This is a genomic window from Parasediminibacterium schistidii (genome assembly GCF_046546515.1).
Lineage (GTDB): Bacteria > Bacteroidota > Bacteroidia > Chitinophagales > Chitinophagaceae > Parasediminibacterium.
On sequence record NZ_JBKHKJ010000012.1, the window covers coordinates 64995 to 88523 of the forward strand.

20 protein-coding genes are annotated in these 23529 nt (G+C 40.2%); 12 read left to right on the forward strand and 8 right to left on the reverse strand.

Annotated features, from left to right (window positions below):
• Nucleotides 1-269: 269 nt before the first annotated feature.
• Entirely contained in the window at nt 270-932 is a 663-nt protein-coding gene (locus tag ACHFIY_RS08870) for a phosphatase PAP2-related protein (RefSeq protein ID WP_410845723.1), read from the reverse strand.
• A gap of 614 nt (nt 933-1546) precedes the next feature.
• On the opposite strand from ACHFIY_RS08870, the gene ACHFIY_RS08875 reads away from it, so the two are divergent.
• From ACHFIY_RS08875 to folE, 6 genes are all read left to right on the forward strand, one after another.
• Complete coding sequence (locus tag ACHFIY_RS08875) at nt 1547-2875, forward strand: TolC family protein (protein WP_410845724.1); 1329 nt, start codon at nt 1547-1549, stop codon at nt 2873-2875.
• 118 nt (nt 2876-2993) lie between these two features.
• On the forward strand, nt 2994-4136 hold the full coding sequence (locus ACHFIY_RS08880; RefSeq protein ID WP_410845725.1) for an efflux RND transporter periplasmic adaptor subunit: 1143 nt from the start codon (nt 2994-2996) through the stop codon (nt 4134-4136).
• A 202-nt stretch (nt 4137-4338) separates the two neighbouring features.
• Complete coding sequence (locus ACHFIY_RS08885; protein WP_410845726.1) at nt 4339-7503, forward strand: efflux RND transporter permease subunit; 3165 nt, start codon at nt 4339-4341, stop codon at nt 7501-7503.
• Nucleotides 7504-8618: 1115 nt separating this feature from the next.
• Entirely contained in the window at nt 8619-9029 is a 411-nt protein-coding gene (locus ACHFIY_RS08890) for a 6-pyruvoyl trahydropterin synthase family protein (RefSeq protein ID WP_410845727.1), read from the forward strand.
• Between the two features lie 371 nt (nt 9030-9400).
• Entirely contained in the window at nt 9401-9811 is a 411-nt protein-coding gene (locus ACHFIY_RS08895) for a 6-pyruvoyl trahydropterin synthase family protein (RefSeq protein WP_410845728.1), read from the forward strand.
• Nucleotides 9771-10493, forward strand: a complete 723-nt coding sequence (folE, locus tag ACHFIY_RS08900) for a GTP cyclohydrolase I FolE (RefSeq protein WP_410845729.1) — start codon at nt 9771-9773, stop codon at nt 10491-10493. Before ACHFIY_RS08895 ends, folE begins: the two co-directional genes overlap by 41 nt.
• 74 nt (nt 10494-10567) lie before the next feature.
• Here the strand turns inward: folE and ACHFIY_RS08905 are convergent, their stop codons facing one another.
• The 3 genes from ACHFIY_RS08905 to ACHFIY_RS08915 all read right to left on the reverse strand — a co-directional run bounded on the left by ACHFIY_RS08905 (nt 10568) and on the right by ACHFIY_RS08915 (nt 13645).
• Nucleotides 10568-11590: an aldo/keto reductase gene (locus ACHFIY_RS08905; protein ID WP_410845730.1), complete on the reverse strand. Its 1023-nt coding sequence runs from the start codon at nt 11588-11590 to the stop codon at nt 10568-10570.
• Nucleotides 11591-11879: 289 nt separating this feature from the next.
• Nucleotides 11880-12869 carry a beta-ketoacyl-ACP synthase III gene (locus ACHFIY_RS08910; protein ID WP_410845731.1) on the reverse strand — a complete coding sequence of 330 codons (990 nt, stop codon included), beginning with the start codon at nt 12867-12869 and terminating at the stop codon, nt 11880-11882.
• Between the two features lie 242 nt (nt 12870-13111).
• A complete protein-coding gene (locus tag ACHFIY_RS08915) occupies nt 13112-13645 on the reverse strand; it encodes a glutathione peroxidase (protein ID WP_410845732.1) in 534 nt (177 codons plus the stop codon).
• 124 nt (nt 13646-13769) lie between these two features.
• Between ACHFIY_RS08915 and ACHFIY_RS08920 the strand changes: the two genes are divergently transcribed.
• Nucleotides 13770-14822: a Gfo/Idh/MocA family oxidoreductase gene (locus tag ACHFIY_RS08920; protein ID WP_410845733.1), complete on the forward strand. Its 1053-nt coding sequence runs from the start codon at nt 13770-13772 to the stop codon at nt 14820-14822.
• A 50-nt stretch (nt 14823-14872) separates the two neighbouring features.
• The gene (locus ACHFIY_RS08925) at nt 14873-15529 is read left to right on the forward strand and encodes a DUF6563 family protein (protein ID WP_410845734.1); all 657 of its coding nucleotides are present in this window, start codon (nt 14873-14875) and stop codon (nt 15527-15529) included.
• A gap of 59 nt (nt 15530-15588) precedes the next feature.
• Here the strand turns inward: ACHFIY_RS08925 and can are convergent, their stop codons facing one another.
• The 3 genes from can to ACHFIY_RS08940 form a co-directional block, all read right to left on the reverse strand.
• Complete coding sequence (gene can, locus ACHFIY_RS08930) at nt 15589-16221, reverse strand: carbonate dehydratase (protein ID WP_410845735.1); 633 nt, start codon at nt 16219-16221, stop codon at nt 15589-15591.
• 345 nt (nt 16222-16566) lie between these two features.
• On the reverse strand, nt 16567-18135 hold the full coding sequence (locus ACHFIY_RS08935; RefSeq protein WP_410845736.1) for a SulP family inorganic anion transporter: 1569 nt from the start codon (nt 18133-18135) through the stop codon (nt 16567-16569).
• A 367-nt stretch (nt 18136-18502) separates the two neighbouring features.
• A complete protein-coding gene (locus ACHFIY_RS08940) occupies nt 18503-18811 on the reverse strand; it encodes a hypothetical protein (protein ID WP_410845737.1) in 309 nt (102 codons plus the stop codon).
• A gap of 125 nt (nt 18812-18936) precedes the next feature.
• Here ACHFIY_RS08940 and ACHFIY_RS08945 point away from each other — a divergent pair, with 125 nt between their 5' ends.
• From ACHFIY_RS08945 to ACHFIY_RS08955, 3 genes are all read left to right on the forward strand, one after another.
• On the forward strand, nt 18937-19437 hold the full coding sequence (locus ACHFIY_RS08945) for an RNA polymerase sigma factor (protein ID WP_410845738.1): 501 nt from the start codon (nt 18937-18939) through the stop codon (nt 19435-19437).
• A gap of 154 nt (nt 19438-19591) precedes the next feature.
• Nucleotides 19592-21118, forward strand: coding sequence for a phytoene desaturase family protein (locus ACHFIY_RS08950; RefSeq protein WP_410845739.1), 1527 nt, complete (start codon nt 19592-19594; stop codon nt 21116-21118).
• 124 nt (nt 21119-21242) lie between these two features.
• Nucleotides 21243-22085, forward strand: coding sequence for a phytoene/squalene synthase family protein (locus tag ACHFIY_RS08955; protein WP_410845740.1), 843 nt, complete (start codon nt 21243-21245; stop codon nt 22083-22085).
• Nucleotides 22086-22129: 44 nt separating this feature from the next.
• On the opposite strand, the gene ACHFIY_RS08960 is transcribed toward ACHFIY_RS08955, so the two are convergent.
• Nucleotides 22130-22909, reverse strand: a complete 780-nt coding sequence (locus tag ACHFIY_RS08960; RefSeq protein ID WP_410845741.1) for a biotin--[acetyl-CoA-carboxylase] ligase — start codon at nt 22907-22909, stop codon at nt 22130-22132.
• 202 nt (nt 22910-23111) lie between these two features.
• Here ACHFIY_RS08960 and rsfS point away from each other — a divergent pair, with 202 nt between their 5' ends.
• On the forward strand, nt 23112-23513 hold the full coding sequence (gene rsfS / locus ACHFIY_RS08965; RefSeq protein ID WP_410845742.1) for a ribosome silencing factor: 402 nt from the start codon (nt 23112-23114) through the stop codon (nt 23511-23513).
• The last annotated feature ends 16 nt before the right edge of the window (nt 23514-23529 follow it).

Below are 23529 nucleotides of genomic sequence, written 5' to 3' on the forward strand. Positions count from 1 at the left end.
ATACAGGATGGAAATGAATGCAAAAAAGAACAATTTTCACATACTTTATGTAGTAGTTTGTGTATAAAACAATCATTTTGCTTAACGCTTTATATAAATAGGTTTACTACAACAGTTTTAAATAGAATAAATGTACGGCTTTGTTTGGTATTGCAAAAAATATGGGTGCATAAAAGGTTTTCGCTTTATAATATTGTGTGAGGACACCCACCTGGGCGAACACTTAGTTTAGTGGAAACACGAAACAAAAAGCTTTATATGGCCAGTTATTAAAGGGTTGAATTGTCTTGTTGCAATGCACGCAAGCCCTTTTTCACAATAAACCTTGCAGTAATAAATATTATATAGGTAAATAAAGGTGCCGCCAGCACATCTACCGTGTAGTGCACATGCTGCACCAGCACCATGATACCAATGCTGATGGTACAAAAAAGGGCAAATATAAAATCCCACTGTTTTTGCAGGCACAAGAACATAAGGAACTGCGTGGCCGTGTGGCCAGAGTAAAATAAATCTTTCGTAACAACCAAGTTGCCATAAAAGGTATTGGTAAGCGGGTCTTTAAGCTGCACTAGGTTACGGGGTGGGTCTAATGGGATATATGTAAGGGTAAGTAGCCTAGACCAAGTAAGCAGCAGGAAACTCCACACAAATAAAATAAAAATGTACGGGTTTTGCAGGCAGCGTACAATAGTAAGGATGGCACTACACCAAATGATGACAAAGATGGGAATAGACAAATTGACAGAGGGCAGTCTCTCTAATACAATGTCGTTCAGCACCACTCCCTGCCTGTTTTGCAACACTTGAAAAAAAGAGGGTAGCTTCATGAGCGTAAAAGAATTGGCTACCAAGCCTACGCCTAACATGACAATGAATAATGGATGCCGGGAAGCTATTTTCCAGGAAAGGTTATAAGCGGGTTCGTTCATTGATGATGTTACTATTAAGTACGATAATTTAATCGTTAATAAAAAAGGGCAATAACTTTTGTTTTAGATAATGTTGCTAACTATGGTGGTTGGTGCTTGCTCGTAGGCATAAGCTATAATCACACAAAGGCAGGCGTGCAATTTAATAAATATATTATTATCAATTGGTTAATGTATGCTGCATTTGCATAATCTTTTGCATCCTTTAAGCAAAGTGTTTTGCCTCTTGTTTGCAAAACCTTTGAGCCTCCTTTGCGTAAAACGCTTTTTGTGCTTTAGCGAAAGCCCTTCGCTGTAATAAAGTGATGTAAGTAATAAGCCATAATTACCTTAATATAATTCTTAGAGGGTTTGGTTCTTGCCCCTCTCCTTCGGAGAGGGGTTGGGGTGAGGTCTCTAAAATAAATAGTATTTACTTAATTAAGTCTGCATACTTACTTAAAATAGTGCACAGTTATTATTTAGTCTTATTTAACCGTTCATCACTTAAAAACAAATATGTTCCTTATTTCAAAGCAAACAAAATTATTAATGTACCTACATTTGTTTTTCATTGGATGCCTGCCCTCACATTCCCCTAGTAAAACCTATTTCGTAACTATTGATAGATACAGATGAATAAATTATTACCCGCAGGCTTAATCATTGTTTCATTTCTTGCAGCGCAACAAAAAGGCTACGCCCAAAAAAATCTTGCAAACGATTCCCTGCAAGCAGCTTCCCTTGAAACCTGCGTACAATATGCCCTGCAGCACAAGCCATTGGTGCAGCAGGCATTGCTAGACCAGCAAACTACTGAATACAGCATCAAAAGTAAATTGGCTGATTGGTACCCGCTAATAAATTTTGATTACAATATCCAACACAACTTCCAGTTACCTACTGCTTTTTTTAATGGCAACTATATAAAACAAGGCACATTTAATACATCTGGTGCGTTGCTATCTGCTAATCAATACATTTTCAATAAAGACGTACTACTGGCAAAGCGTTCTGCAAAGGATGTTCGCCAACAGGCAAAAGAAAATATAGAAGACAATAAAATTCAGGTAGTGGTAGATGTAAGCAAGGCCTTTTACGATGTATTGCTATCGCAAAAGCAAGTAGAGTTATTGAAAGATGATATTAACCGCTTAGAAGTAAGCCTGAAAAATGCTTATTACCAGTATCAGGGTGGGATAGTAGATAAGATAGATTATAAACGTGCCACTATTGCCTTAAACAATTCAAAATCACAACTTAAAAGCCAGCAGGAATTGCTAAAGTCTAAAAATGCGACATTGAAAGATGCTATGGGCTATATGGCAGACAACTATTTTGAACTGCAATACGATTCATTGCAGATGGAGAAAGAAATGGTGGTGGACACCCTACAGGCAATTACTTACAGTAACCGCATAGAATATAGGGAATTGGAAACCACTAAACGCCTACAACAATATAACCTGCTGTATTACAAATGGAGCTATTATCCGTCTGTATCTGCCTTTGGTAGCTATAATTTCAATTTCCTAAATAATGACTTTTCGAAATTGTATGGGCAGAATTTTCCGAATTCCTTTGTAGGATTGAAATTAAACATCCCACTATTTGAAGGCAACAAAAGGGTATATCAAACAAGGTCTGCCGAGTTGGCTATTAAGCGTGTGGACTGGGATTTATTGCAATTGCGCAGCACCATCAATACGCAATATGCCCAGGCACTGTCTGCCTACAAAAGCAACTTAAATGATTTTTATATACTTAAAGACAATTTGGCCTTGGCTGAAGATGTGTACAATACCATCCAGTTGCAGTACAAAGCAGGCATTAAAAACTATTTGGAAGTAATAACGGCAGAAACAGACCTGCGCTCTGCACAGGTGAATTTTACCAATGCGCTCTATCAGGTCCTTTCTTCTAAAGTAGATGTGCAACAAGCACTGGGGTTAATTAATAATTAAGTAATAAGCAATAATTATCTTAATATAATGCTAAGAGGGTTTCGTTCTTGCCCCTCTCCTTCGGAGAGGGGTTGGGGTGAGGTCTCTAAAATAAACGTTCAATTATAAATCATACATCATGAAATATATCTCCTTCTTATCCCTTTCCCTCCTGCTTTTAGCCGCTTGCGGTGACGATAAAAGCAAAACCCCGCCACCACCGCCACCACCAACTGTATCAGTTTACGAAGTACACCAAGGAAGTGCCACTTATTATGATAATTACCCTGCTACTATTACAGCTTTGAACCAAGTAGATATACGGGCGCAAGTAAGCGGTGCCATAACAGGTATATATTTTACCGACGGCCAGCAAGTAACCAAGGGGCAAAAACTATATTCCATTGACGAGCAATTGTATAGTGCCAATTTGCAACAAGCAGGTGCCAACTTAAATGTAAGCAAAGCCAACCTGGCAAAAGCCCAACAAGATGCCGATAGATACAATGAACTGGCCAAACACGATGCCATCGCCAAGCAAGTACTCGACCATGCTTTAGCAGATTTGCAAGCACAAAAAATGCAACTGGAAGCAGCAAAAGCCAACTACAGAAGCGTGGAAACCAATGTTCATTATGCTACTATCTATGCGCCTTTTACAGGTACAATTGGTATATCCCAAGTAAAATTGGGTACGGCGGTTACAGCAGGTAGCATGGTATTAAATACTGTATCTACAGATGATCCAATAGCGGTCGATTTCTCGGTCAACGAAAAAGAAATTTACCGCTTTACACAGTTGGAGCAGAAAGGGTCAAACCCTGCAGATTCAATCTTTACCCTTGCCTTGCCCGATGGTTCCATTTATCCTATTCCTGGCAAAATTGCTTTGATAGACAGGGCGGTTGACCCACAAACAGGTACCATTAAAACAAGGCTTGAATTTAATAATAGCAAGAAATATTTACGGGCAGGGATGAGTTGCAATGTCCGTATCAAAAACAACAGTAATGCTACACAACTACTAATACCAATGAAAGCCTTGCTAGAGCAAATGGGCGAATATTTTGTATTTGTAGTAGGCGACAGCAGCAAGGTGGTACAAAAAAGAATAACAACAGGTGCCATCATCAATGACAAAATAGTGGTGAAAGATGGTTTGGCAGAAAATGATAAAATAGTACTGGACGGCGTACAAAAAATGAAAGACGGTGTAAAGGTGAAGGTTGTGGGGAAGCCAACTGCTGCACCTGCAGGTACAGACAGTGCCAAAGGAAAATAATTTAAAGGTTGCCACAAAGGCACAAAGACAGAAAGATGCACAAAGAAGGAAAGAAAGGTAAGTGCTTTAAAGCAACGATATGTTTAGTGTAACCTGCATTAGCTTCTTTCCTTAATTGCTTTTTTTCTTCGTGCTACTTTGAGCCTTAGTGTCTTCGTGGCGAAAAATTCCTCATTCCTAATTCTTAATTTAAAATTATTTCATGATCGCAGATACTTTTATACGAAGGCCTGTTACAGCTATTGTAATATCTATTGTCATCATAATGCTTGGGGTTATTGCCATCAAAAACCTGGCAATTAGCCAATACCCCGATATTACACCGCCAACGGTACAGGTTACAGGTAGCTTTACTGGGGCAGATGCACAAACGGTGGAACAAACGGTTACCACCCCAATAGAAACCCAAATAAATGGTACGCCGGGCATGGACTACCTGCAAAGCAATAGTACCAACGATGGTAAAACAACCATCAATGCTATATTTAAAATAGGTGCCAACCCTGATATTGTGGCATTGGACATTCAAAACCGGGTTGGTATTGCCACACCATCCTTGCCCGATGATGTAAAGCGTTTGGGATTGACCACCCGTAAGCGAAACCCAAGCATCTTGTTGTTGGTAGCTATTTATTCCCCTAATGGTTCTCATGGTGTAACATTTATGGATAATTACACCAACATATTCGTAAGGGATGCCTTGCTGCGTGTACCGGGTGTGGGCGATATATTTACCCGGGCAGATGATTTTAGTATGCGGGTTTGGTTGCAAACGGATAAACTGGCAAGGCTGGGTATTACTGCCAATGAAGTAGTGGCTGCCTTACAGGAGCAAAACTTGCAAATTGCAGCCGGTTCCGTTGGTGCTTCCCCACAAAGCAAGGATCAGGCATTTGAATATACGGTATTTACCAATAGTCGATTGAGCAATGTAGACCAGTTCAATAATGTAATCATTAGGAACAAACCCGGGGATGCCAATGTTGTTTACCTGAAAGACGTAGCCCGTGTGCAACTGGGCAAATACAGCTACAACAGCAATTCATTTGTAGATGGTAAAAGAGGTTCTTATTTGTTGGTATACCAAGCCCCAGGCAGCAATGCCTTGGATGTAGCAAAAGGTGTGTATGCAACCATGAATAACTTAAGGAAATCATTCCCGAAGGATATTGATTATATCGTACCTTTTGAAAGCGTTACCGTAGTCCAGGTTTCTATTAGCGAGGTGGTTACAACACTGTTGGAAGCATTAGGGTTAGTTGTGCTAGTGGTATTCATGTTCCTGCAAAGTTGGCGTGCAACGCTTATTCCTATATTGGCCATCCCAGTAGCTATTATTGGCACATTTGCCTTGTTCCTTCCACTAGGGTTTACCATCAATACATTAACCATGTTTGGTTTTGTACTGGCGATTGGTATTGTGGTGGATGATGCGATTGTGGTGGTAGAAGCCGTACAGCATTATATGGATCATGACGGCTTGTCTTCCAAAGATGCCACTTCAAAGGCCATGAAAGATATATCAGGACCGGTTATTGCCATTGCGCTTATCCTGGCGGCGGTGTTTGTACCCGTAGGATTTATACCGGGCATCGTGGGTAGGCTGTACCAACAGTTCGCCATTACCATTGCCATTTCTGTATTGATTTCCGCTTTTGTGGCCTTGTCATTAACACCAGCATTGTGTTCCTTGTTCCTGAAACCCATGCATCTGGACAAAGATTCCAAAGGATTGAACAAACTGTTTTACAAGTTCAACCGCTGGTTTGCAAGGACTACCTATGGCTATTCAAAAGGGGTACAAAAATTTATCAAGGCATCCCCATTGGCTATTATACTGTTGGTTTGTATTTATGTAGGTACAGGGTTGATGTTCAAAGCAAAACCTACTGGATTTATCCCTACGGAAGATGAAGGCCGTATTTATGTAACCTTCGAATTGCCCGAAGCATCGTCCACCACCCGCAGTTTGGAAGTATTGCATCAAGTAATGGATACTTTGCAGCATACAGAAGGCATTGGACACTTTGCTGCTTTGGGCGGTATCAATGCCCTTACATTGGCCAGTAAATCCAATAGTGCGGCCATATTTACTTCCCTGAAACCTTGGGACGAACGTAAAGAAACGGAAGAAGAAATAATCGCTACGCTGCAAAAGAAATTTGCAGGTATAAAGGGTGCAAACATTATTGTTATTGCCCCGCCTGCTATCCCAGGACTTGGACAAAGTGGTGGTTTTACCTTTGAACTGGAACAAAAAGAAAGCACGGACGACATAAGGCAATTTGAAAAAGTAGTACAAACATTTATTGCAGAAGCCAATAAGCGGCCGGAAATAGGCCGTGCTTTTACCTTCTTTACCGCCAAAACACCCGGTTATCAGGTAACAGTAGATAGGGATAAATGTAAAAAAATGGGCTTGTCGTTAAGCGATGTCTACAATACCATGCAGACATTCTTGGGCAGCCGTTATGTAAATGACTTTACCATATATGGCCGAAACTTTAGGGTAGTGGCACAGGCAGACAGTATTTTCAGGGGCGATATCCGCAACCTGGAGCAATACTATGTACGCAACCAGGAAGGCCTAATGGTGCCACTAAGCACATTGACTACCTATAAACTCACTGAAAACGCCCCATTGATTTCCCATTACAACCTGTTCAGGACTGCCGAGATAAATGGTGGCCCCAAGCCTGGCTACAGTAGCGGCCAGGCATTGGATGCCCTGAAAGATGTGGCTGCCAAAGTATTGCCAACAGGTTATGGTTACGAGTTTTCAGGGCTTAGCCGTGAGGAATTGAATGCAGGCAACAGCACGGTGGTAATATTTAGTTTGTCCATCGTATTCGTATTCCTGTTCCTGGCCGCCTTGTACGAAAGCTGGGCAGTACCGTTCTCCGTATTGCTGGCCGTGCCTATCGGGGCATTTGGTGCCATCCTTACCCTTACCCTTATCCCACGCCTTGCCAATAACGTATATGCGCAAATTGGCTTGGTAACGTTGATTGGCCTTGCCGCCAAAAACGCCATCCTGATTGTGGAGTTTGCCAAGGAAAGGGTAGATAGCGGCACGGAAATTATCCCTGCAACCCTAGAGGCTGTAAGGCTAAGGCTCCGCCCCATCATCATGACCTCCTTTGCGTTTATCCTCGGTGTATTGCCGCTTGTATTTGCAAGCGGTGCAGGCGCAGTAGCCCGTAGCACCATTGGATGGACTGTACTAGGCGGTATGCTAGCCGCTACCATGCTGGCTATCTTTATCGTACCCGTATTGTTTGTATTGATTTCAAGGATTGCCTACAGCAAAGAGAAGTTGGCTGAACTGAAAGCACAAAGGGAAGCTTTTTCGGAGGATATACATTAGAGGATATTTTTTCGTTGTTTTTTTCGAAATACAATGCAACAGGTTGGCAAACAATCAATTGAAAATATATAAAATTATTGCTCAATTTGAAATTTTCGCATATTTTAAATTGGTAGCCATTTCGCCACCCCGTTTTCGTAATGTTCAGCCACAAACGAATAGTATTAAAACTATATAAGAAAAGGAAAATAGGACACAGCAAAACTGGTTGGATAATCCCAAACAGCAGACAAAGGCAACTTGACAAAACCTGCCGCCACAGCCAGCCTAGGCAGTTTGTGGAATCAAAAAACGCTCACTGGTTCAAAAAGTCTCCTTCGTCCCAACAATACCCAACCTATATGGGGGAATTTTGGGATGCTCATGGGGGAAATATGCCCCCATATAGGATTCCTCTTTTGGACTACTATCGCAACTTTACTAATTTACAGCGATTTATCAATAGACGGACTTTGAAACCTAAAAAAATGATTTTTAATACATGATAAATCATCATTGATACACGATAAATACATATTGATACACAAAAAATCATCATTAAATCCACAATAAATCACCATTAATTCACTCTAAAATCTTCGCAATAATGAACAAAACAACTGTATATCAATGAGTTACATCAAATAAACAACCTGAAAAATTAAAATTTAAAAAAAAGCCTGAAAAGAACACAAAAGGAAGCCTGCGGTAGGCTTTGGCCTCTCAAAAAGTTTTACTTTCTCATAAACTTTGTGGCTTGACATAGGTCGTTCACAGCTGGGTGTCTTGTCCTAAAATAGGTTTACAGCAAAAAGCTGTAAAATGGACAAAAAGCAATCGCTTATCATTCAGTATTTGTTAGGTGAAATAACCTACAGGGAACTGTCAAAAAAGCATGGTGTAAGCCGTTGAAAAAGTAAGGCACAGCGAAAAGGCACAAAGCCTGTCGTCGTTATGCACGCTGCTTGAGTATAGTATGCAGGCACTGCACCAGTACAACAAAAACAATTGCAAGGAAGTTTTTGAGGAAGAACTGGTCATACAGGAAGTAAAAAAACAAAGGGTGCTAAAAATCCCGGTTCAGACAAAAAACAAAATCTATCCATTACCTTTGCACAAATTTTGAATGAGGCGTAATGGTGTATTTAACTCGGCTGGAACATTTTAATGCGGCGCACAAGCTTTTTAACCCCAATTGGAGCAAAGAAAAAAACGAGGAAGTTTTTGGGCTTTGCGCCAATGAAAACTGGCATGGGCACAATTTTGATTTATTCGTAACCATTAAAGGTACACCAGACCCCGATACAGGATTCTTGATGGATGTAAAGCAGCTAAGCAAACTCATCCAAACTTATGTAATAAAAAAACTAGACCATAAAAACCTCAACTTGGATGTAGATTTCCTAAAAGGTAAAATGTGCAGCACCGAAAATTTGGCCATGGGCATTTGGAAAGAATTAGCGCCACATATACCGCCTGTTGTTCAATTGCATTGCATCAAACTATACGAAACACCTAGGATTTATGTAGAATACTTTGGGGAGTAAAAATGGTCTTATATCCATTCGCTTCAATAAAATCATGCAAAATCATACAAATCATCGAAAATCAAAGGTTCAGACATTTTTTTATTCCAACATTCAACAAATAGAAACTTTGTGCGTTATTATATAGTGCATACTTTTGGATAAGTATTTGGGATACAGGTAAATTGGTTTGTTATTAGTACCGATAACCTAATAAATTAGTTGCTGATTATTTGTCTTTTTTCTTCTGGCCACTTGGTAAACACACTTTTTACACAGTGCCGGGCAGTTAGCAATAGTATGTTCCTTTCGTTTTTTACATTATTGTGCAGTGTGGCATTATGCCGTCCTTGGCCCATATGTGGGGTTAAGGTAAATTTTAACCTTGGTACATGAAAGTAGCGGTTTATAGGAAAGAACATTTTAATGCGGCGCACAGGCTGAACAATGCTGGTTTGAGCGAAGCAGAAAACCAGTTGCTGTTTGGCAAATGCAACAACAAAAATTACCACGGCCACAATTACGAATTAATTGTACAAGTAATAGGCATGCCCGACCCTAATACTGGCTATGTGATGGACATGAAAATACTCAGCGACATTATTAAAGAACAGGTTTTGGATAGGTTCGACCATAAAAACCTAAACTTAGACGTTCCTGAATTTGAAACACTAAACCCCACGGCTGAAAATATTGTAATAGTTATTTACAACTTGCTTAGGCCAACAATTGATAACAAATTAGACTTGAAAATAAGGCTTTATGAAACAGAACGAAATTTTGTCGAATATCCATTTGAATGAAGACAACAAATTGGTAATCAGCGACATGATGATTGATGAAATGGGCGACAACCATCTATTAACCTCGGTAGATACACCATTGCGGGAAGACGCTTTTGAACTAAGCGACGAAGAAAAAATAGCAACAATAGAAAAGCATTTCCGTGCCATCATGGATGCGCTAGGCTTGGATTTAACAGATGATAGCCTGAAAGGTACGCCCCGCCGTGTGGCTAAAATGTATGTGAAAGAAATATTCCAGGGGCTAAACCCTGCCAACATGCCCAAGATGGCTTTGTTCGAGAACAAGTACAAGTACAATGAGATGCTGGTAGAAAAAAATATTTCTTTCTATAGCAACTGCGAGCATCACTTTGTGCCAATCATGGGCAAAGCGCATGTGGCTTATATTAGCAATGGCAAGGTTATTGGCCTTAGCAAGCTAAACCGCTTGGTAGAATATTTTGCCAAACGCCCACAAGTTCAGGAAAGGCTTACCATGCAGATAGGCAAGAAATTACAGGAAGTATTGGGTACAGACGATGTGGCCGTAATGATAGATGCCAAGCATCTTTGTGTTTCCAGTAGGGGGGTAAAAGACGACACCAGCAGCACTATTACCGCTTTTTACAGTGGTGCGTTTAAAGAAGAAAGCAGGAAGGCAGAATTTTTGAAATACTTGGAGTTGACTACTGCTTTTTAAGGCAGGCTTTGTAAATAATAAAAATGCCAGCATAGAGACTTTCGATGCTGGCATTTTTTATTTTAGGCAAATATTTATCTTGTCCTGTCAGATGCTTGCCTTTCTACCATCCAACCAGGGTATTCTTTCGGCAATGCACTCATTGCATCTATTTTTTCAAGCTCTTCAGCAGAAAGTATTATATCTATAGATTTAAGGTTATCCTTCAACTGGTTTATGTTCTTAGCACCAATTATAGTGCTAGTGATGCCCGGTTGCTGTCGTACCCATGCCAAAGAAACTTGTGCTACGGATACATTGTGTTGCTTAGCTATCTCAGCAAGCACATCAATAATATCGTAGGTCTTTGCTTTGTTTATTGGGGGAAAATCAAAATTGTCCCTGCGGGAATCACCAGCTTTTTCTGTGGTTCGGGTGAATTTACCTGATAAGAAGCCCCCAGCCAATGGGCTCCATGGCATGATGCCCAAATTTTGGTCTTGTGCCAATGGAACAATTTCCCTTTCAATATCCCTGCCCGCTAATGAATAAAAATATTGAAGGCCAATAAACTTGTGCCACCCATTTTTTTCTGCAATACCCAATGCTTTCATCACCATCCAAGCTGGCCAATTGCAAACGGCTATATAGCGCACTTTGCCACTTAGCACCAAATCATTTAAAGCACGCATGGTTTCCTCAATGGGCGTCCTTAAATCTACCCCGTGTACATAGAATATATCTACATGGTTCATCTGCAAACGGGTCAAACTATCATCTATAGAATTAAAAATATGATAGCGTGATAACCCTGCACTATTGGGGCTTTCATCCATTTTGCCCCGCACTTTCGTGGCAATTACTAAATCGTTCCTGTTGAGGCCAAGGTCTTTTATAGATTGCCCTAGCAGTTTTTCCGATTCCCCAAAAGAGTAAACATTGGCAGTGTCAATAAAATTAATGCCAGCATCTACCGCTGTTTTTATCAGTTGGTTTACTTCATCCAGTTGCACTTTGCCAATACCTTCCCAAATGCCACCTTTGCCTGCAAAAGTCATGGTGCCAAAGCAAATTTCAGACACTAACAGCCCAGTATTGCCTAAATAATTGTATTTCATGGTTGTTGTATTTATTAGGAAAGTTAAGTTGGAATTATAAATTTATGACTTATAAATTATAAGTTGAACCCGGATCTTGCAGTTGACTTCGTTATGAAAGGCTTAAATGCAATAAAGACAAGTATTTGAGCCGAATTTTTGGTCGAAAACATAGTGTACTATGGCAAGGCCAAAAACTCAAGCAAATGCTTGTGTTTGAAGTAGTTGGGGCTTGCAATAGATTTCAACTGCAAAATCCGAGTTGAAATGAATTTCAACCCCTAACTCATAATTTATAATTCATAACTCCCTAAAATCCCCATTTCACCAAAGTAGCACCCCAGGTAAACCCGCCACCAAAGGCAGCTAGTACAATGGTGTCGCCTTTTTTTAGTTGGTCTTGCCAGTCCCACAGGCAAAGTGGTATAGTGCCAGCAGTAGTATTGCCATATCGGCTAATGTTAATCATTACTTTTTCTATTGGCATACCCATGCGTTTTGCAGTAGCATCTATAATACGCAGGTTTGCCTGATGCGGCACCAGCCATGCAATATCGTCTCCTGTTAGGTTATTGCGTTCCAGTAATTCTGCACTTACATCTGCCATGCCTTTTACAGCAAACTTGAATACTGATTTGCCTTCCTGATATATAAAATGGTCTTTTGCCAATACTGTTTCCACAGAAGCTGGCCTTAAAGAGCCACCCCCTTTTATATGTAAAAAATCCTTACCAGTACCATCGCTTTTTAGCAAGCTGTCCTGTACACCGTACCCTTCCATATTTGGTTCTAGTAAAACGGCTGCGGCGCCATCACCAAAAATAATGCAGTTGTTGCGTTCGGTATAGTCTAGTATGCTCGACATTTTGTCTGCACCAATTACAATTACTTTTTTGTATCGCCCGCTTTCTATATAAGCAGCCCCAGTAGTAAGCGCAAACAAAAAGCCACTACAGGCAGCACTTAAATCGTAGCCAAAAGCGTTAATTGCTCCTACTTTGTCAGAAACAATATTAGCCGTGGAAGGAAAAAACATATCTGGCGTTACGGTTGCACAGATAATGCAGTCTATCTCCTTGGGGTCAAGGTTTTTTTTGCGCAAAATTTCCAATACTGCCGGCACAGCCAAGTCGCTAGTGGCAGTACCTGGTTCTTTCATAATCCTCCTTTCCGAAATACCCGTCCTTGTCCTTATCCACTCATCGCTGGTATCCACCATTTTTTCCAAATCAAAATTGGTAAGCCTTGTTTCGGGGACATACCCACCAACAGCGGTAATAGCAGCAGTTATTTTACTCATCTATTCTTCTATATTTAATTGTAAGGGCTGCAAAAGTAAAAGTTTTACCACAAAGCCAACAAAGCGTTAACAAATGGTTGGGTATTTTTTAGGATAGTACAATAGCCACAAAGGCACTAAAACACAAAGAGGCACAAAGATTTAATGAACTAAAAAGAAACTAATCCTTTTATCTTTTTTTCTTAGTGCTACTTCGAGCTTTTGTGCCTTTGTGAATATTTTAAGTATAAATAGCAATATTTCTATTTCAAATATTTTGCTATTTCTTCGCTGTCTGGTGTTACTTTACTTGGGAAATAAGCTATCATTTTGCCATTTTCATCTAGTAAGAACTTATTAAAATTCCAAGCAATAGTAGCATCCAATACCCCGTTTTCTTCTTTTGTGGTCAACCATTTGTAAATAGGTGCCATGTCATCGCCTTTCACGCTTATTTTACTAGCCATTGGGAAAGTTACGCCAAATCTTGCCTTGCAAAATTCTACAATTTCACTATCAGTTCCAGGTTCTTGGCTGCCAAAATTGTTGGCGGGGAAGCCTACAATTACTAGTTTTTCTTTGTTAGCCTCATACAATTTTTCCAAGGCATCGTATTGCTTTGTAAAGCCACATTTGGAGGCCACATTTACTACCAAGATTTTCTTGCCTTTAAATTTTGCAAAATCTATAGTGCCGCCATCAATGCTTTTTACTTTAAAAGCGTGTATGGTATGGCTTGGGCGGAGCGTGAAAGCGCTAAGCAGCGCAACACTCAGTACTGTAAATAAATATTTCATTTTTTTGTTTTTTTACAATAACAAATATGGCACAATAAAGTTGAAAAGTGTGGCTATTAGCAATATTTTAAATTTTGAATACTAAATTTGTTAAAGCAGGCCTATATTTATTAAAATTTTATTCATGAGCCATCTAATACCTATTAAAACTGCCTTATGTTCTTTTGGTATGTCCGGCAAAGTATTCCATGCACCTTTTTTGTCGGTCAACAATGCGTTTACACTGCATGGTGCCTGGGAGCGGAGCAACAAATTTATTCAGGAACAGTATGAAAGTGCTATTTCATACGATTCGTACGAGGAGCTGCTTGCCGACCAAGAAGTAGAGCTAGTAATTATAAACACACCCAATGTAACGCATTACGAATTTGCAAAAAAAGCATTGCTGGCAGGCAAGCATGTGGTTATTGAAAAACCTTTTACCGTGTCAGCAGTAGAGGGGGAAGCGCTTATTCAAATTGCCCATGCCCAAAAGAAAAAGCTATCAGGCTATCAAAACAGAAGGTATGATAGTGATTTTTTGACTGTGAAGCATGTGCTTCAAAAAAAATTACTAGGCGATATAGTAGAAGCAGAGCTGCATTTTGACCGTTTCATGGAAGTGCTAAGCTATAAAGCGCACAAAGAAAAACCCGAGAAAGGCACTGGTTTGGTATATGACCTTGGCTCGCACTTGATAGACCAAGCACTGCAATTGTTTGGTTACCCCACCGCTGTATTTGCAGATATCTCCATTATGCGTACTATCAGCAAGGTAGATGACTATTTCGAGATTTTGTTGTATTACCCAAGCCTAAGGGTAAGGGTGCGCTCCACGCTTGTGGCAAGGGAACCAAGCATGGGCTATACCATTCACGGCAGCAAAGGAAGTTTTGTAAAACCGAAAACCAATGTGCAGGAAGAAGCACTGCTGGCGGGCATTTTGCCCTTGGGGCAAGACTGGGGCAAGGAGCATGTCATTAGCCAAGGGCTGCTGCACACTGAAAAAAATGGGGAAATAATAAAAGAGAAAATAGATTCCTTGCAAGGCAACTATATGGATTACTTCGATGGTATATACCACGCTATACGCAAAGGTGGCGATGTGCCTGTGCTGCCGGAAGACAGCGTAAACGCAATCCGCATTATTGAAGCTGCTTTTGAAAGCAGCATTACAGGGTGCGTGGTGAAGTTATAATTGAAAAATCAAAAAATATGCAACTGAAAAGCATTTTACTGCTAGTGTTAATGATACTTTTACACTTTGCTTATGGGCAAAGCGATAGTGCCAATGTTCTACATACCAACTCATTAAATAGAGGGTTTTATAAAAGCTATGAAGAATATGTGAACAATACACCTTCTGTAACAAGGAGTTTCAAAACTATATTGCTACAAACCAGCAAAACGGATACAACCATTATTGGTGCTGATTTTGAACTGACAGATTCTTTGCACAGGGTTGGGCATGTATGGGGTTTTTGCGATGGCAGCAGTGTATACATAAACTATAATGAGGGTATTGCAACCCGGTATTGGAAATTGGGCTGCATTGGACCTTACCCATTTTTTAATATGAAATTTAAAGAAATGATTGGGCTTGGTTTTGGGGTAGTAGGCTTGGCAACAAGAGTTGCATCGCTTTCGATGCCGGCGGAATATAAATTAATGATTGTCACTGATAAAGGCAAGTGCAAGGAGCCGAGCATCTCACGAATGAGGGATGTATTGGCAAAGCAGCCTGATCTTTTAAAATATTTCAGGGAAAAAACAGACAAGTATGACAAGTTCGTAGATTCCCGGACTACGCCACATTCTTACTATGAGCAGGCAGAAACTGAAACAAACAAAGCCACTATAGCATGCTTGCTAAAACTAAATGAGCGCTTAAAAAACAAAGAATAGGCACGAAGCAATTTAATCTAGATTTTGCAGTTAAAATCACTTCGTACCTTATCATTTACTTATAAGTTGTCATACGTATAAAGCGAGTCTATTGGGCTGCCAGCTGGCAGTTCAAAAATGGGGTGGATAATGCCGTCACTCAGGCCATATACCCATCCATGCAAGTGTGGCTGCTGGTTTTTTTTCCACGCCCCTTGTATAATGGATGTTTTTGCAAGGTTCATCACTTGTTCTTTTACGTTCAGCTCTATCAGCCTATCCACTTTCTTTTCTTCGTTACCAATGCTATCTACTTCGTTTTTGTGTATCCTATACACGTCTTTAATATTGAGCAGCCATTTGTCTATAAGCCCCAAAGAATGCTGTGTCATGGCAGCTTTTACCCCGCCGCACCCATAATGCCCGCAAACAATCACGTGCCTAACCTTTAATACTTCCACGGCATATTGCAGCACGCTAAGCATGTTCAGATCAGTATGCACCACCATGTTGGCAATATTGCGGTGCACAAAAATCTCACCCGGCTGGGTGCCTGTAATTTTATCGGCAGGCACACGGCTGTCGCTGCAGCCAATCCATAAAAACTCTGGGGCTTGCAAATGTGCCAAGCGGCTAAAAAACTGTGGGTCGTCCTCTACTTGTTCCTTTGCCCATGCTTTGTTTTCTATTAATAACTTTTCGTATATTTCCATAAAAAATGAGTTTGATTTAATAAATAATAAAATTGAAATTGTTTATTTTGAGGCTAAAATAAATGAAAATATGTGTCCCTAAGCATTTTTATGTCGTACCTATACATACCGTTTTAGGACTAACTTTCTCATCATTGCCCTTAAGTATCATGGCTAAAGCCATTTAGCTGTATTTATTTCTCCCCAGCCTAAAGGCGCGGGGTTATTATTAATACCTTTCTATAGCAAGTTGTTGTTACCCCCATACCTTTAGGCTGGGGGTACAAGTGAGTATCTATCAGGCTTTAACCATGAACAACATAAAGCTTAAATAGAGGAAAATTATTTAGAATTTATGCAAATTTATTACACGGCCAGCCGCAAAGGTGGCTCGTTAAACAAAACATGCATCGATTTGTAAGCACTCCTTTTCATTTCCACGGTTATGTTTTTCAAGTGGGCGTGCAGCATAAAGTTATTTATTTCCTCAATAATGTCCTTGTCTATAAAATCTGCCCGGGTAGCATCAATAATAACGTACGCATTTGCTGGCACGCTTTCCAGTTTCCTTTTTATAATAGGCTTGTTTAAGAAAGATACGTCTTTACGAAGCCGTATTAAATAATGGTCTTTGTCGTGCACCACCAATATTGCCGACCTAAAATTACTGCGAATCATAAAAAACAAACCTACGCCAATACCAATTAAAATACCAATTAACAAATCTGTCATTAAAATGGCAATAATTGTAGCCACAAATGGCACAAACTGGTCCCAACCCTTTGCATAAAAATCTTTGAACAAAGGTATTTTGGCCAGCTTGTACCCTGTAAATACCAATATGGCTGCCAAGGCAGCAAGTGGTATTTTGTTCAACACAGATGGGATTAGCAACACGCACAGCAGCATGAACAACCCGTGCATGATGGCCGATGCCTTGGTTTTGGCACCAGAACCTACATTGGCAGAGCTGCGCACAATAACCGAAGTCAGCGGCAGTCCGCCAATCAATCCACTTACAATATTGCCTATGCCTTGTGCTTTTAGCTCCCGGTTAGTGGGGGTAACCCGTTTCAAAGCATCTAGTTTGTCAACCGCTTCTATGCCCAGCAGTGTTTCTAAGCTAGCCACCACGGCCAGGGTAAGCCCTGTTTTCCATACTTCGGGGCTGGTGATATAGCTAAAATTGGGGCTAGTAAAAAAAGAAAAGAAATGGTTGATATTAGTTGCCACTGGCAGGCTCACCATTTCTTTGCCTTTCAATGCAAAACCAGAACCCGATAAAGCAAAGTACTGGTTTACCAAAGCACCAAAAATAACAACCACCAACGGGCCTGGTATGTATGTAAACAATGCCTGTTTCTTAAAAAATGGGCGTTCCCACAAAATCAGCAACAGCACGGATACTACCCCAATAAAAATAGCCACGGGGGCAAATGCTTTCAAAGCATTTGGTAGTTCGCTAAATGTATTGGCTTTGTCGGCCTGGGCAAAATCTTCATCTCCTACAAAATCCCTGTCAAAACCAACCAGGTGCGGCAGTTGCTTTAGTATCAGGATAAGGCCAATAGCTGCCAGCATCCCTTTAATAACCGAGTTGGGGATATAATCGCCAATAATTCCCGCTTTCAGGAAGCCCAATGTTAACTGCAAAACACCCGCTATTACCACAGCTAATAAAAAAGCATCATAGACGTGCAATTTGCCAATGGCAACAGCCACAATAGCAGTAAGGCCCGCAGCAGGCCCACTAACACTTAGTTGGGAACCACTTAATGTACCCACAACAACGCCCCCAACAATGCCAGCAATAATGCCTGAAAATAAAGGAGCACCGCTTGCCAAAGCTATGCCAAGGCACAGCGGCAGTGCAACCAATAAAACAACGATAGAGGCAGGCACATCTGCACCTGCATTTTGAAAATATTTTTTCATGTGATGTTAAGAATAAAAGTCGGAAATTATTCACCACATAGGCACATAGTACACATAGGAAAGAAAAAGGGAGGGAACAAAGGCTTTCTGTCTTTTGCCATGGCTTGTGAAAAGATATGCTTTATTCAAGTTGAATTACCAATTTTATCAAGAGGCATCGTTTGGCAATGCCTTATGAATTAATGTATAGACATAAATAAACAACTATGTTTTCTTTCTTTTATACTCGCTTTGAGCTATGTGTCCTATGTGGCTATGTGGTGGATAGAAAAATTAGGTTTAAAATAGTTTTTTTGCAATTAGGCAAAAAAAGAATCTACAAGGCATCAAATATTGCTCCTTGCCTATTGCCTTTTTGCCTAAAATCTTAACAGTTTGGTGGTGGTGTATGCACATCGGCAGCATGGTTCAGGGGATAATAAACACCATGCTCTTTATACGCAAGTTCAGTTGATTGGATTGGCTGGGAAATTGCAGTATGGATAACAACAAATTCAAATTCTGTAGTGCTGCCCATTTTTTTAACCATATCGGTATCGCAGTCATCATCATCGCTGTCGTTCAGCACTTCACAACAGGTTTGTTTGCCCAATAGCAAGTTCCTAATCTCCTTTACAGGGAATACCTGAATGGATAAAAGGAAAATAAAAAGCATATTTATAAACAACCTGCCCATAATGATACAAATGTAGGCTGTCGCCCAAAAAAAATATTGTTCAATTTGGTAAAATATTCACAGAATTAAAAATTATGGTAAGAATTTTGTTTAACTTTGCCATGTTCACTCTTAAACAAGATATTATGTCAGCAGCCGAGTTCAACCAGATATTGTTAAACAACACAGAATTTTTAAAGCCCTTTGCCATCACATTGACAAGGGACAATGAGCAAGCGAAAGACCTTTTCCAAGAAACGTTGTACAGAGCCTTGGCAAATAGGGAAAAATATAATACTGGCACGAACATAAAAGCCTGGCTGTACACCATTATGCGGAATATTTTCATCAATAATTACCGCAGGAAGGCAAAACAGAATACTATTTTTGACAGTACACCCAATGAATTTTTATTAAATCTAAACCAAGGCTTTATAGCAAACGAGGCGATAGCCGCCATTAACATAAAAGAGGCAAACGCAGCGATACACGAATTGCCTAGTATTTTTAAGAACCCATTCCTGCTTTACTTTGATGGTTTCAAGTACCACGAGATTGCAGGGATGCTTGGCGAGCCACTCGGTACCATAAAAAGCCGTATACACTTTGCCCGTAAATTGCTGAAAGCACAACTAGAAAGACACTGATTTAATTAGGAATTATAAATTAGGAATATAGAGCGATGGTTTTTTCTAATGCCTTATTACATACATCACTTAATTTTGATATTTTATAGTGGCATAGAGTTTTCATTATTTTCTTTGCGCTGCTTAGAGCCTTTATGGCTATCAAATTTTTTAAATGATAAAACAAAAAGTTGTTGTTATAGGGGCTGGGTTTGCGGGTATATCAGTGGCAAGCTTCTTAGCAAAAGCAGGCTACAGCGTAACGGTTTTGGAAAAGCATCCTTTGCCGGGCGGCAGGGCAAGAAAATTGGAAGCAGAAGGCTTTACTTTTGACATGGGGCCAAGCTGGTATTGGATGCCCGATGTTTTTGAAAGGTATTTCCAGAAATTTGGCAAAAATGTTAGTGATTATTATAGCCTTACCCGGTTAGACCCATCCTACCGAGTATTCTGGAAAGATAGACCAATGGACATCCCTGCTGATTATACAGAACTAGAAAAGTTGTTTAACGAATTGGAGCCAGGCAGTTCCAAAAAACTAGAAACCTTTATTGCCGAAGCTGCTTATAAATACCAAGTAGGCATCAACAAATTGGTACACAAACCAGGCCGTTCCTTATCCGAGTTCTTGGATTGGAATTTAATTAGTGGCATTTTCCGGTTAGATGTTTTCAATTCTATTAAAACGCATGTAAACAAGCTGTTTTTAAACGAAAAAATAAGGCAACTACTTTCATTCCCAGTTTTATTTTTAGGGGCATTACCAGAGAATACCCCCGCATTATATAGTTTAATGAACTATGCCGACATAGTGGGCGGCACTTGGTACCCCAAAGGCGGCATGTACCAGATAGTAGAGGGCATGTACCAACTAGCTTTAGAATTGGGGGTTCAATTTAGGTTCAATGAAAATGTTACAAGTATTGAAATTGAAAATGGAAAAGCTATTGGCGTAAAATCGGACGAAGGCAAAACAGCCAATACGCATTTTATAGAAGCAGATATTGTGGTTGGTGCTGCAGACTACCATCATATAGAAACAAAGCTATTGCCCAAAAAGTACAGAAGCTATACCAGCAAGTACTGGGAAAGCAGGGTAATGGCCCCTAGTTGTTTGCTATACTATGTGGGTTTGAATAAAAAATTAAAAAACATTACCCACCACTCCTTGTTTTTTGACACGTCCTTCGATACACATGGAAAAGAAATTTACACTGATAAGCAATGGCCTAGTGATCCAATGTTTTACATGAGTATTACTTCTGCAACGGATGACACAGTTGCCCCAGAAGGTTGCGAAAACCTGTTCCTGCTAATCCCTGTTGCTACTGGCTTGGAAGGAGATGACGAGGTCCTTAGGGAAAAGTATTTTAACATGATTATGGACAGGCTGGAAATGCATTTGCAACAAAAAATAAAAACAAATGTTATATATAAAAAATCTTTTGCCTTAAGTGATTTTGTGGAAGATTACAATGCTTTTAAAGGCAATGCTTATGGGCTAGCCAATACATTGTTGCAAACGGCTATACTAAAACCCTCGTGCAAAAGCAAGAAAGTAAGCAATTTGTTTTACACAGGGCAGTTGACCGTCCCTGGACCAGGGGTGCCTCCTAGCTTGATAAGCGGGGAGGTGGTAGCAAAAGAAGTCGTAAGTCATAAGTGGTCAGTCGTCCTTCAGGGCGTATTGCATACGCCCTGAAGGAGAGAGAGAAAGTTCATAATAATATAAAGAAACTTGGTTTCGAAATTTATTCCATTTCAAGCGTTTTAATCATTAGAATCATTCAAATCATTTAATCATAGGTATAAAATAATCAGGCGCTATGACCAACATGCAACTCTTTCATGATGTTTGCCAAGATTGCAGCAAGAATACCACGAAGAAATACAGTACCAGCTTTTCTTCTGCTATTCATTTGCTAGGCAAGCCGTTGCGCCAGCCGATTTATAATATTTATGGCTTTGTTCGCTTTGCAGATGAAATTGTTGACACATTCCATGCGTTTGACAAGCAAGCCCTGCTTGACGAATTTAAACAAGCTACATATGAAGCCATTGACAGGGGCATAAGCCTGAACCCTATTTTGCATGGCTTCCAGCTAACAGTAAACCATTATAATATAGACAAAAAGCTGATTGATGCTTTTTTGCACAGCATGGAACTGGATCTAAACAGGAACAAATACGACAAAGGTGGGTATGAGGAATATATTTATGGCAGTGCCGAAGTGGTAGGTCTGATGTGCCTGTATGTGTTTTGCAATGGCGACAACCAACTTTACCAGCAACTGCAACCCGGGGCAAGGAGCCTAGGGGCTGCATTTCAAAAAATAAACTTCCTGCGAGACCTAAAGGCCGATTATGAAGGCCTGAAAAGGGTATATTTCCCAGAGTGCGATTTTGACAATTTTAGCTATGCAGACAAGCAGTGCATAGAAGCAGACATACAACAAGATTTTAACAATGCCTATGCCGCCATCCTGCAATTGCCCATGCAGGCAAGGTTTGGGGTATATGTTGCCTACAAATATTACCTATCTCTTTTCAAAAAAATAAAACGCCTGCAGCCCCAAAAAATAATGGAAGAGCGCATTCGCATACCAGACTACAGCAAACTTTTTATTGTTGCAAAGGCAGGCGTAAGGCGGCAGTTGAATTTGTTGTAAGTGGTTAAATCTTTGCCTCCTCGTCTATTCCGCATTTGCCTCCACTATACCACCCATTCCACTTCCCCAAATTCAAAAAAGTCGTAAGAGCAGCCGCTTACCAGCAACTGCCCATATTCATTCACACCTTTTATGGTGCAGCTAAAAACGGCCGAGTCTTTTTTTAGCAGTATCTGTTCATTTGCTTTGTACAAATATTGGTTATACGCAGCCAATTGTTTTGGGGCACCCCAGCTTAGTAGTTCTTGAAAACTTGCTTCTAAAAAAGTACACAATTGCTTTGCAAGGGCTACTGCATCTAGTAGCTTTCCTGTTATTTGGCGTAGTGAAACCGGGTTTTTTAATCCATCAGGGAAAACAGTTTGGTTAATGTTTATGCCAATGCCTACAACAGCCCAATGCCATTCTTGCCCCCTGATAATGTTCTCTATCAATATCCCGCCTGCCTTTCTGTCACGCCAGTAAATATCGTTTGGCCATTTTATGGCAGCATCGCCACCTGTATTAGATGCAAAAAAATTTCTGCACGCAAGGGCTATGCAAACACTGAAAGAAAACTGCTGCTGCATTGATAATAAGCGTGTATCCACAACACAAGAAATAATAATATTACTACCAGCCTCGGCCACCCATTGCCTGCCCCTTTGCCCCCTGCCTGCAGTTTGTGCATGGGCAAAGAATGCAGTGCCGTGTGCAGCCAAATTTGCCTGTATCTTGTCAATGGCATAACTATTGGTACTTGCTACTTCATCCAGCTCAATAAAAAAGCTGCCAATTTCAGGAAATACAAAATTTGAATCTTTATTAGCAGTTGTAAGAGGCAAAGAAGTATTATTTTTGGAACCGAAGGTAAATAGAATATTGTACTAAGTGAAAACATTGGTATAATTATGTTTATGCACCCGTGCAGCTTGCTTATCTTTGCTTGGTAAAACATTTATATGTTGCAAACAAAATGCACGCATGGAGAGCAAACCTATTTATGTTTAAGTTATAGTATATTTTTTTAAATTAAAAACACCATTTTTGTTGGAACAACTTTCTGTTTTAGGCACCCGCACCAAAGGCTTAACGAGGCTTACTAAAAGCTCAAAAATTTTTAAGGCCATCATCAATGCCATTGAAGAAAAAAAAGGCGAGCAGATTGTAAGCCTAGACCTCAGGAAAATACCGGAAGCTGTGGCAGATTTTTTCATTATTTGCCAGGCACCATCTACCACGCAGGTAAAAGCAATTGCAGATTTTATTGAATTCCAAGTAAAAGAAGTATCTGGCGAAGACCCCTACAAGCACGAAGGCAAAACCACCGGGCAATGGGTATTGGTAGATTATGTAAACATAGTAGTGCATGTAATGCACCCAGAAGCAAGGAGATTTTATAGTTTGGAAGACATGTGGAGCGACGCAGTTTTGCAAAAACACGAATAAGAAAAATTTTTAACAA